This window comes from Aggregatilinea sp. (genome assembly GCF_036822615.1).
Classification (GTDB): domain Bacteria; phylum Chloroflexota; class Anaerolineae; order Aggregatilineales; family Aggregatilineaceae; genus Aggregatilinea.
On record NZ_DAISHJ010000025.1, the window covers coordinates 44,339 to 56,344 of the forward strand.

Annotated in this window: 4 protein-coding genes and 1 pseudogene; all 5 read left to right on the forward strand. The window is 64.9% G+C overall.

Translation table 11 applies throughout. From position 1 onward, the window contains the following. The first annotated feature begins 169 nt into the window (after window positions 1-169). Window positions 170-1,207 (forward strand): LacI family DNA-binding transcriptional regulator, encoded by a 1,038-nt coding sequence (locus V7116_RS10255; protein WP_324391825.1) that lies wholly within the window; start codon window positions 170-172, stop codon window positions 1,205-1,207. A 435-nt stretch (window positions 1,208-1,642) separates the two neighbouring features. Continuing rightward, window positions 1,643-4,279, forward strand: coding sequence for a hypothetical protein (locus tag V7116_RS10260; RefSeq protein ID WP_324391826.1), 2,637 nt, complete (start codon window positions 1,643-1,645; stop codon window positions 4,277-4,279). 6 nt (window positions 4,280-4,285) lie between these two features. Beyond that, window positions 4,286-7,660, forward strand: coding sequence for a DUF6603 domain-containing protein (locus V7116_RS10265; RefSeq protein WP_324391827.1), 3,375 nt, complete (start codon window positions 4,286-4,288; stop codon window positions 7,658-7,660). A gap of 35 nt (window positions 7,661-7,695) precedes the next feature. Then, window positions 7,696-11,352: a hypothetical protein gene (locus V7116_RS10270; RefSeq protein ID WP_324391828.1), complete on the forward strand. Its 3,657-nt coding sequence runs from the start codon at window positions 7,696-7,698 to the stop codon at window positions 11,350-11,352. Window positions 11,353-11,364: 12 nt separating this feature from the next. Next, window positions 11,365-12,006, forward strand: a pseudogene (locus tag V7116_RS10275) (hypothetical protein); the annotation flags it as partial.

Consider the following 12,006-nt stretch of genomic DNA (forward strand, 5'->3'; position numbering starts at 1 on the left):
GGATGTATTCGAGTTTATGAAATCGTATGCACTCAGTATATGCGCGCTTTTGAACCTTGTCGAATGGCTTATAATGCGCAGTATCAGAAGTAGACTGGATTCGTATAGCTGTATATAATTCTGCCGCTTACCCCATCTAGATCGACTAGCACTTTCAAGGACACACAGCATGTCCAGGCCAAACCACCCTGCGAAGTCCCCTACCATGCGCGACGTGGCGCGGCTGGCTGGTGTCTCCCAGCCGACGGTGTCACGCGTCCTCAACGACACCGCCACGACCGTTTCCATCAGCGAAGAAACCCGTCAAAAAGTTCTCGATGCGGTCAAAGCGCTGGGGTATCACCCCAACATGACGGCGCGCAGCCTGCGGACGCAAAAATCCCAGATGATCGCGCTGATGATTGCCGATATTTCTAACGGGTTTTATCACCCGATGGCGCGCGCAGTGCAGGATGTGGCCCGCAAGCACAACTATGACGTGATCATCGCCAACAGCGATCACCGCTATGACAACGAAAAACACTTTCTCGAAGCGGTCATCCGGCGCCCGGTGGACGGCGTAATCATGGTGGTATTCCGTCTCACCGACGAAGAAATCGACCGTTTCATCACGATCGCCCAGACGCCGATTGTCGTGCTTGGCGTGCAGATTGAGCATCCCGAGGTCGATGTTGTCTGGGCCGATGACGAAAAAGCAACCTTCGAGGCCGTGACGTGGCTCATCGAAGAACGCGGCTATTCGCAGGTCGGCTTTTTGGGCGTGCCCGATGACTACCCGCCGGGGCCGCGCCGCTGGAACGGGTACAAACGCGCGATGGAACACGCCGGGCTGCCGATCTTCTCCGACTACCTCTACTTCCAGGGTGATTTCACGCTTGAGAGCGGACGCAAGGCCGCCCGCGAACTCATGACGCGGCAGGACTGGCCGCCGGTCATGTTTGCCCTCAACGATCTGATGGCGATTGGCTTCATCCTTGAGCTGCAAGACGCCGGGTACAACATCCCCGACGATATCGCCGTGATGGGATTCGACGACATCCCAGAAGCCTCGATCATCCGGCCTCACCTGACCACCATCGCCCAGACGCCGGTCGACATCGGGCAAAAGCTGGTAAATACGCTGTTCGACCGCATCGAAGGCAACCGGAACGGTCCCAAGCGTATCCTTGAGGCCCCGTGCATCCTGACTCCCCGCCAATCGGCGTAATGCCCGCCTGAGTAAAGCAGCCGTACGAGCAATGATGACCGCATGCGGCTGGCACGCAGCGCTGCATTACGTCCACATCGAACGTCGCCGTCTTTAAACCGGCCCGTCGCAGCCCCTCAATTGGCTCAAAACCGCCACATACCGGCTCGTCCTTCACAGCAGGACGAGCCGTCCACTTTTACATCCCCCGCACGTACACCGAGGCGCTCCGGCGCAGCAACTCAAGCTGAGGCGCAATCTGTACGGCAATTCACAATATTGACAGGCCAGTATCAAACGCATACGATGTTTTCATCAAACAGGTCTTGTTTTTTGTTTTGTTAACCGCTGTCTTATCGTACACCCACCTCCAACTGTTCGTCTGGTTGTCGCGGGAGACTTGAAACGCAGTGCTCGCCGTGGTGACATCATCGCACTTCATCGAAGGGGTACCCTATGCCTCCTCTGCCACGTGTCCTCGCTGGTCCTATCGTCCGCCGCGTGGAGCCAACGAGCTGCGCCTTCTGGCTCGCCCTGAGCGAGCCAGCCTCAGTCACCGCCCACGTGTGGGAAGCCACCCGCATGTCGGGCACAGCGGCGGGAACGGTTGAAGGCGGGGAAGCCCCGTTCGCCAGCTCGCAAGCCACCGACCTCATGAAGTGCGGCGATCACCTGTACATCGGCGTGATCCAGGTTCAGCTTGCCGAAATTGACCCCGAAACCGGTGTGCCGCGCCTGGACGACACCGGCAATCCCATCGTCACCGGACGCCCGGCGTTCACGCCCGGCATGACCTACTCTTACGACCTGGTGATGACCGGCACATTCGGCACGAAGGGGCTGCGCGACGAGGGTCTGCTGAGCGATCATCCTGCCGACGGCGACGTACCGCGCCAGCTGGCGCTGGGCTACATCACCAACCGCCTGCCATCGTTCGTGGCGCTGCCCGGCGCGGTCAACCAGCTCCAGCTGGCACACGGAAGCTGCCGCAAATCGAACGGCGCGGGCTTCGACGCGCTGGCATGGCTGGACGACGTGCTCGAAGACAGCTATGCCAACATCGACGGCGAGCGTCCGCAGCAGTTGTACCTGACCGGCGACCAGATCTACGCTGATGACGTGGGCGCGTGCCTGCTGCCGATGCTCAACGAGCTTGCGGCGGATCTGATCGGCCCGCGCCAGAGTATCGGCGTCAACACCTTCAACGACGACGGCTCGCTGAGCCTGACCAAAGAAACCGACACCACGATCACCAACTTCCCCGCGCTGCGGCGGCGCAAGCTGATCCGCAAGCACGCGCGCATGTCCACCACCTCGTGCGACAACCACCTGCTCTCGTTTGGCGAGTTCGCGGCGATGTATCTCGCGGCGTGGAGTCCGCGTGTGTGGCGCGCGATGGCGACCAACGACCAGTTGTTCCGCACCGTGGATGGGGGCGTCGAGGCCGAGATCAAGGACGCGCTGACCGACTGGGAAGACTGCTTTGACAACGCGGGCGGCGATCCGCTGACGAAGTGGCGCGAGGCCAAAGAGGGAGGCGTGAACCGCGAGCGCGACCGGGTGACCGAGTGGCGCGACAGCGTGCCGAAGGTCGCGCGGGCGCTGGCGAACATCTCCACGCTGATGATCTTCGACGATCACGAAATCACCGACGACTGGAACCTGAACAAACGCTGGCGCAACCGCGTGCTGCGTACGGCACTGGGGCAGGAAATCCTCGTAAACGGCATGATGGCCTACGGGCTGTTCCAGGGCTGGGGCAACGATCCGGTCGAGTTCAACCGGATCCTGGTGGATGGCGCCAACAAGAAAGATGGCCGCAACAAGGAATTTTTGAAGTACGCGCGCATCTGGATCAGCCAGAGCAGCACCACGCCGGAACCCGATCCCGACGAGGAAAACAGCGCATATTCGCACCTCACCAAGCTGCTCGCCCTGACGGACGCCACGGGTGACGATCTGGTCAAGTGGCACTTCGAGGTGCCGGGGCCGCGCCACCTGACGGTGGTCATGGATTCACGCACGCGGCGCAAGTTTCGCGGGGAGGGCATCGCGCCGCCCAGCCTGCTGGGGGATTCGCTCAAGAAGCAGATCCCCGAAGGGCCGTTCAAGAACGCGCGCGAAGTGCTGATCCTGGTCGCGCCCGCGCCGGTGCTGGGCCCGAACGTCATGGACCAGCTTGCCGCGCCGATCTACGAGGCCGTGGGCGACTTCAAGTACGGATTCGAGTACGTGCAGCGCGAGGCGGACAACCCGTGCACGCCGGGCGGCAAAGTGACCGGCGTCGAGGATGCGGACGCAGAGGGTTGGGCCGCCAACGAGCCTGCCCGCGAAGAACTGCTGCGGCGCATCGCGCCCTTCGGCAAGGTCGTCATCCTCTCCGGCGACGTGCACTACGGGTGCAGCCTGGCGATGGACTTCTGGATCAAGGATAAGCCCGCGCCCGCGCGCATCATCCAGCTCACGTCCAGCGCGCTGCACAACAGCTTCGACAGCCGCGTCGAGGCGATCCTGCGCAGCAACGCGCTGTTGCAAGCCTACCAGCGCGGCGTCAACCCGGAGCGGCTCGCCTGGGAGAAAAAATCCCCGATCACGCTGCCGCCCGGTGCGACGATCTCGCCGGGGCGACGCTCGCGCATGCGCCGCGAACCGTCGCTGCTGCCCAGCCGGAGCTGGCCGACCGGCACGACCATCCCGCCGGACAAGCAGCCGGACTGGCGCTGGCGGATCGCCTTGGTGCGTGACGAGCGGCCCAATACGGCGATGCCGCTCGACGTGCAGCAGCCCATGCTCGACCCCAGCAAAGAAATCGACCCTGCCACCGCATCGACGCACCTGCCCGCCTACCGCGCCATCGCCGCGCGCCACCAGATCGCCGTACAGACGGGGCGCTTCCTGAACGTGCGCCAGATGGTCTTCACGACCAACATCGGGCTGGTGGAGTTTTCGGGCACGGGCGCGGGGATGCAGGTCAAACACACGCTGCTCTCCCGCGCAAGCGAGATCACCGACGAGGGCGAGCCGAACACCATTCACACCATCCCCCTGGCGCCCACCAGCGACCCGGCGCCCACCCTGCAAAGCGGGAGCTAGACGGCCATGTCCGACTTCTTCACCGACGTCAAGAACTGGTTCAAAGAACTCGCGGAGTGGGTGCAGGAAAACCTGGGCGATCCGTACATCATTGAGGCTATCCGCGACGATCTGGGACTGGCCCCCGACCGCGACGTGCCCGAATCGCAGCGTGACCAGATCAAGCACTTCGCTGACGGGCTGGACCCCGATAAAAAAGGCTTCGCGGAGACGGTCGAAGACCTGAAGATCATCATCGAGGCGTTCGTGCAGTTGGGCGAACAGCTCACCGACGACGAGAGCACGGTCACCGGCTGGGACGTCGCGTACCTGTTAGGCAAGCTGCTGGCCTCCGAGCTGATCCGCACGCGCGAGCCGATCGTGTACTTCGTCGGCAAGACGACGCTGTTCGTCACCGACGACCCCGAAAAGCTGACCGAGCTGGACCCGGCGCTGCTGGTGCGGCTCGGGCGCGGTGAGCCGGTCGCCGCCGACTACGGCGAGATCGTGGTGCAGCGCATCTCAGCGGGCGCGGCGCTGCTGATCGCCGTGCTGGAATATATCCTCGACAAGTACGTCGGGCCGGACCTGCTCGATGCGTATTACGGATGGGACCCCGCGCCCGACTCGACCACGCCGCGCTCGGACCTCGTCTCTGCGCGCACATTGAGCATGATCTTCTCCCTGCCAGACGTGGCCGATGTCACGCCCAAGATCGCGCTGACGATGACCGGTGTGCCACCGGAGCACAGCGGGCCGGGCATGTTCCTGTCGATCGGCGGCAGCGGTGCGTTCGAGAAAACCATCGACCAGACGACGCTCACCATCGAAGCCGGGGCCGCCAGCGCGCTGGATATGTTCATCCCGTTCAGCGGCGACGCGCACGACTTCGAGCTGGGCAGTAGCGCGGCGGGCTTCCTGAAGTTCAGCATGCTGCACGCCGGGCGTGACGAACCGGCCTTCCGCATCGGTGACGCGGACAAGACGCGCCTCGACATCGGCAAGATCGGGTTGGGCGTGAACCTCATGTCCGACCGCGCCGGGCTGCGCCTGTTTATGAAGGACGCCGAGCTGGTCATCAAGCTGGGCGACGGCGACGGCTTCTTGCAGCAGCTTCCCGCCGGAGAGATCAAGCTGGGCTTCAATTTCGGCATCCTGGCCGACACAGCGGGCGGATTCCGCGTCGAAGGCGGCACGTCCGTGCGCGCGACGATCCCGGTCGAAAAGTCGCTGGGCGGCGTCCTCAACATCCACACCATCGATCTGGCGCTCGGCGCGGGCAGTGCGGGCTACGACGCCGCGCTCGAAATGTCCACCACGCTCGGCCTGACGCTTGGCCCGTTCCGCGCCAGCGTGGACCGCATCGGCTTCAAGTTCGAGTTCGCGTTTCACGAGGGCAACCTGGGCTTCATGGACGTGGCGCTGGGCTTCAAGCCGCCCAACGGCATCGGCATGGTGCTGGACGTCGGCATCGTGCGCGGCGGCGGCTACCTGTTCCTCGACCACGAACGCGGCGAATACGCCGGGGCGCTGGAACTGAAGATCGGCGCGTGGGGCATCAAGGCCATCGGCCTGCTGACCACCAAAATGCCCGACGGCAGCGAGGGCTGGGCCTTCGTCCTGCTTATTTACGCCGACCTGCCGCGTTTCCATATCGCGTTTGGCATCTTCTTCGACGGCATCGGCGGCATGATCGGCCTGCACCACTCGGTCGATATCAATGCGCTGCAAGAGGATCTGCCCAACGGCGCCCTGGACGACATCCTGTTCCCGGCCAACCCTGTGGCCGATGCGCCGCGCATCATCAACCGCCTGCGCGTGATCTTCCCCATCAAGCGCAACGCGTTCACGGTCGGGCTGATGTTCCGCCTGAGCTGGGGTACGCCGCGCGTGGGCGAGATCAAGCTGGGGTTGATTCTGGCCTTCGACAACGCGTTGGGCGGCGACGAAGACATCAGCCTGAGCAAGATCCTGCTGCTCGGCCAGCTTCGCATCGGCATGCCGGAAACGCAGCGCGGCGACGTGGTGCGCATCATTGTCGATTTCATGGGCTACCTGGACTTCGACAACAAGCGCTTCGGCTTCTACGCACGCCTGCGCAACTCGCGGCTGGTCAGCGTGCTGGAACTGACCGGCTCGCTGGTGCTGATGATCGACTACGGCGACAATCCGACCTTCGTCGTGGCCGCCGGGGGCTTCCATCCCGGTTTCAAGGATCTGCCCGACGGTCTGCCGTCCAAGCTGGATCGCCTGGGCATCAAGTTCAAGATCGCCAGCATCGTCGAGGTGACGATCAACTGCTACGTCGCGGTCACGTCGGCCACGGTCCAGTTCGGTGCGGAAGTGAAAGTCAAAGTCGATCTCGATCCGGTCGAGATCAGCGGCTACCTGGGCTTCGACGCGCTGATCTACTACAAGCCGGACTTCCGCTTCGAAGTCGGCTTCCGCGCGGGCATGGCGATCAAGGTCTTCGGCGAGACGCTGCTGGGCGTGGACGTCGAAGGCACGCTCTACGGCCCCGGTCACTGGCGCATCAAGGGGTCGGCCAAGTTCAAGATCCTGTTCTGGTCGTTCAACCCCAAGTTCGACGAGGAATGGGGCGACAAGCCCGCCGTGCCAGACGTGAGCACGAACGTTGCGGCGCTGATGGCCGCCGACTACAGCAACGCGGACAACTGGAGCGCCGCGCTGCCCGCCGGGTCCGATACGCTGGTGACGCTCAGCGCGCTGCCGGGCGATACAGCCGTCATCGCGCACCCACTGGGCACGCTGCGCGTCAGCCAGAAGACCGCGCCGCTGGGCCTGATGCTCGACAAGTACGGCGAGACGCGCATCGACGGCCCCAACCGCTTCGATCTCACGTCGGTGACCGTGGGTGAACGGACCATCACGGAGCCCGTCTACACGCAGGAACACCTGTCACGCGCGCAATACCTCAACCTGAGCGACGAGCAAAAACTGTCTGAACCGTCGTTCGAGAATTTCGACGTGGGTATCGCGGTCGGCACGGAGGATTACGCCGTGTCGCCCGTCGTCGCTAACGGCGACCTGAGCTACGAGACGAAATATCTGACGCCCGGCGAAGAAGGCGAAGACGGCATCCTGATCCACGCCACGCTGCTGCACATCTACGTGACGATGGACGTGCTGTACGCCCACGCCGTGATGGGCGCGGCGGCGCAGTCTCAGCTGCGGCTGCACGACAAGCTGCGCGGCGACGTGAACAAGGCCGTGCACGTCGAGCAGCCTCCGCTGACGGTCGTCAACCAGAACGATCTGGGCGTGGTCGATGGCGTCGCCGTGAATGGGCGCGCCGCGAGTAATACGTCGCTGGTGGAGCAGGCCGTCAAGACCAGCGGTGTGCGCAAGGCGCAAATCGTCGAAGCGTACGAGCTATCCTGAGCCGCACGCGCGGCGCAGCGAGATAAGGGCAGCGTATGGCGAACCAGGCACAATACCGCTTTTTACCCTGGACCCGGCGCGGATTGGTAGCCGAGGTGCAGGATCCCGACACGGGCGGAGCGCTGCCAGGGCGCGCGAAGATCTCGGTCGGCGTCACGGTGACCAACGTCCCCGGCACGAACGGGATCGATATGGCGCTGTATGGCCCCGGCGACATCCTGGGCATCGACACGCGGCTGATCGTGCGCGCCTCCCCGCGTCCCGGCAGCACGAACGTCGAGCCGAACTATCTGCCCGCCATCGAGTTCGACCCGCCCGACTTCCCCTGGATGTTCAGCCCTGCGAAGGCCACTGGCAACCAGCGGCTGCGCCCGTGGCTGGTGCTGCTGGTGCTCGACCGCGCCAACGTCAAGCTGCCCAAAGCGGACCGGCTGCGCCCGCTGCCTACGATCACGATTCCCGCCGAGGTCGCCGCGCAGGAGCTGCCCGATCTGGGCGAATCCTGGGCCTGGGCGCACACCCAGGTCATGACCGAAGACACGCTGCCCGCCAACCAACTGCCCGGCGAGCTGGCGAACGAGCCTGACCTAAACGTCTCGCGGTTGGTCTGCCCGCGCCGTCTCGTGCCCAATCACCAGTATTTCGCCTGCCTCGTGCCCGCCTTCGACGCGGGCGTGCTGCGCGGCATGGGCGGCACGCCCGATCCGCTCAAGCCGCTCGCGCCCGCCTGGGGTCCGGCGCCGGGCGAGGTGCAGCTTCCGGTGTATTTCCACTGGGAATTCGCCACCGGGCCGCTGGGCGATTTCGAATCGCTGGCGCGCAAGCTCAAGCCGTTCGCCTGCCCGGATTCGGTCGGCGTGATCCCGATGTACATTGGCGACGGCAACCCGCTGATGCCGGAAATCGCGCCCGATCAGGACGCCGGGAATACGCTGATGGATGGGGCGCTGCGCGCGCCCGCCCGCGAATCCGGCGTGCTGAGCGACATTGACACGGCGATTCAGGATGGGCTGGCAATCGCGCTCAACATGCCCTCGAAACAGTTCGAAGACGGCCCGGCGGACGCCACGCCGATCCTGGGACCGCCCATTTACGGGCAGTGGCACGTCAAGCAGCACACCATCGCGCCGAGTAATCCGGCCTGGATGCACGAGCTGAACCTGGACCCGCGCAGCCGCGTCGCCGCCGGGCTGGGCGCGGAGGTCGTGCGCAAGTTCCAGGAAGATTTCATGCAAAAGGCATGGGAGCAGGTCGGTGAGGTCATCCGCGCGAACATGTGGCTGAACTGGGGCCGCCTGAGTTTGGAAGCGAATCGGCGGCTCTATACGCGGCACTTCCGCAGCCTGCCCGCCGATCGCCTGCTGCAAATAACGGGGGCGCTGCACACGCGCACGCTGGTCACCAACGCCACCGTCCGCATGGCCGTGCGCCGCAGCAGCCTGCCGAACGCCGTATCCGACCCCGCGATGCGCCGCCTCGTCAGCCCGCAGCGCCCGATGGTGAAGACGGTGGTGCGGCGGCTGACGGCGGAAAACCGGCTGTCCGGCTCGTTCAAGGTAGAGGGCCGCTCGACGCTCATGCAGTCGTTGGCGCGCGGGCGGGTGGACGTCGATCCGACGCGCTTCATGCCGGACGGGCTGGTCCAGTCGGTCACGTTCAACGAAATCGAGCTGACTCCCGGCGCGCAGGTGTTCGACCTGAACACGATCGGCCTGGACGTACAGATTCCGGCGGAGCGCTTACAGAGCTATCGCACGCAAATGAGCGCGATCGGCGGCGTCAACTTCGAAGCCCAGCCGCCGCAGGTCACGGTGCGCAGCGATCTGCGCCAGACGGGCCTGATCACGCGCACGCACGTCGCCAACATCACCTCGCTGGAACTTGCCACGAACGGGGAAGCGCTGGAAACGGCCAACTCGTACAGCATGATCGACATGGTACTGCAAACGGCGGTCAAGACGCCCGGCGCGATGGGCATCCTCATCACGCTCAACCCACAGCGCCCGCCGAGCTTCAACGCGCTGGAAATTCACAACGATGGCACGGTAGTGACCCACACCTCCCCCGGCACGTCAGTCGTCGTGGGGCACATCGACACGACCCTGAACACGGGCGGTGTAGGGAACGTGACGAACATCCTGACCGATCTGCCGATCGGCACGCTGAACCTCAGCGGGAACATCCGCCCGCACATCACCCGGGGCGCAAGCGGCGAGGTGCTGCTGCGCGACTCCGCGTTTGGCGCCGAACACACGCCGCGCGGCGTGCTGTTCAGCCCTGGCGGCACGCATGCGGTTATTCCGGTCAAACCGGGCACGCTGAACACGCCGCTGGTGACGCCGGTCACGCGCCCGCCCGGCGTGTTACGTCCGCCTGGGGGCGGTACGCCAGCCGTGGATCTCAGCGGGCACGCGCCGGGCATCGGGACGCATCTCCCTACTGGCGAAGGGCCCGTGATCGACATCGGCGGGCACGGACCGGGCGGGATACATCGTCCGCCCATCGACGAGGGACCGGTCATCGGGCATCCGCCGATCGACGTGGGCGAAATCCCGCCGATCGTCGTCGCGCCGCCCGCGCCGACCAACACCGTGCCGATGCCGGTTGTGGATGTGACCGCCATCACGCAGTACGAAGTCGTGCTGCACGATCTGGTAAAAAACAGCGAACTCAACCAGCCGTTCGACGGCGGGACGATCGTGTCCTTCGACCTGAACCGCGTCGCGCAGACGCTGGTCCAGCGCATCGATCCGGTGGTGATGGTCCCCAAACGCGTCACGGAAATGGTCAAGGTCGGCGGCAGGCGGCTGGACGCCGTCGCAGATCTGGGCGTGCACGTGGCCCCCACCCTGGACCGGATCATGGTCGCGCCGGAGTTCCCGGCGGCAGCCTACCGCTATCTGGCGCTGTACGACCAGGAGCGCTTCGTGCCGGGCATCGGCATCATCCCGCCCAACTCGATCACGCTGCTGGAAACCAATCCACGCTTTATCGAGGGCTTCATGGTCGGGCTGAACGTCGAGATGAACCGCGAATACCTGTGGCGCGCGCTGCCCACCGACCAGCGGGCGACGTCGTGGCGCTTCTTCTGGGACTGGATCGACCGCAAGCCCGATATCGAGCCGATCCACACGTGGTCCACCGCCACGAACCTGGGCGAAAATACGCGCGGCGCAGGCGAAGGCGGCCAGCTCGTGCTGCTGGTGCGCGGCGAGCTGGTCCGGCGCTATCCGAACGCGGTGATGCTCGCCTGGAAGGCCACGCCGGACGGGGCGCGCCTGATGGACGTGCCCGAAAACGCGACGCAGGCCCAGCGCGACCAGATCATCAAGCGCCCGGTTTTCCCCGGCAAGCTGGACCCGGACATCATCTTCGCCGGGTTCGATCTGGTGGACGACGATCTCGAAAAGGACGGCGGCTGGTTCTTCATCGTGCAGGAGCAGCCGACCGAGCCGCGCTTCGGCCTGGACGAGCCGGACGGCCCGCCCGATACGCTGACGCGCTGGTCGGACGTGAGCTGGGATCACGCCAACGTCACGCCCGGCAGCTTCCTGCGTCTGGAAGGGAACCCATTGGCGCACCCACCCTTCGCCAGCAGCCTGACCTTCGGCTCGAACGCGGCGCACATGGCGGCGATCATGCTCCAGCAGCCGATGCGTATTGCCGTCCACGGACGCTACTTGGTGCAATGAACGGAGCCGCACATGCCCTTCAACCCTGACCAGCACCGCGTCACCCTCACCAATGCCCGCGTCGAACGGGCCACGACCGAGGCGCAGCTTCAGGCCAACGACGCGCAGATCCGCGCGCTGCAAGCCGATCTGAACGCGCGCATCCGCGCGGGCGCGAGCGAAGCCGCCATAGCGGAAGCGACCGCCGCGTTCGAACAGGCCCAGGAAACACGCCGCCAGCTTTTGAATCGCGTTCACGATCTGAACGGCCAGATTACGGGCGTGGTCGATGGCGTGATCGTAGACCTCAAGCCGGAAACGCTGTTCACCGCGCTCGACGGGCGCACGCCGCTGGCGCTGCTGCCCGCACGCATCGAGACGCGCTTTTTCGACAGCGCGCGCGAGCTGCGCATCCGCATTTATCCCGACCAGATTCACGTCGATACACACATCCCCGAGCTGACGCCGACCGAAATCGAGCTGGGACAGTGGTATTGGGGCGTGCGGGCGGGCGGCGACGCCGACCAGACGCACGGAGCGTGGATGGAGTTGGGGCGGCGCATGGACGCGCCCCGCGCCGCGTGGGTGGTGCGCAGCCTGACGCCGAGCAATTTAGCCGAGGACGGCACGCTGCCGCCAGGCGCGGAACCGGCCTTCCCTGAGGTCGCGCAGCGG

Coding starts and splice junctions, on each gene's coding strand:
- V7116_RS10260 (WP_324391826.1), top strand. CDS start 1,643: ATGCCTCCTCTGCCACGTGTCCTCGCTGGTCCTATCGTCCGCCGCGTG.
- V7116_RS10255 (WP_324391825.1), top strand. CDS start 170: ATGTCCAGGCCAAACCACCCTGCGAAGTCCCCTACCATGCGCGACGTG.
- V7116_RS10265 (WP_324391827.1), top strand. CDS start 4,286: ATGTCCGACTTCTTCACCGACGTCAAGAACTGGTTCAAAGAACTCGCG.
- V7116_RS10270 (WP_324391828.1), top strand. CDS start 7,696: ATGGCGAACCAGGCACAATACCGCTTTTTACCCTGGACCCGGCGCGGA.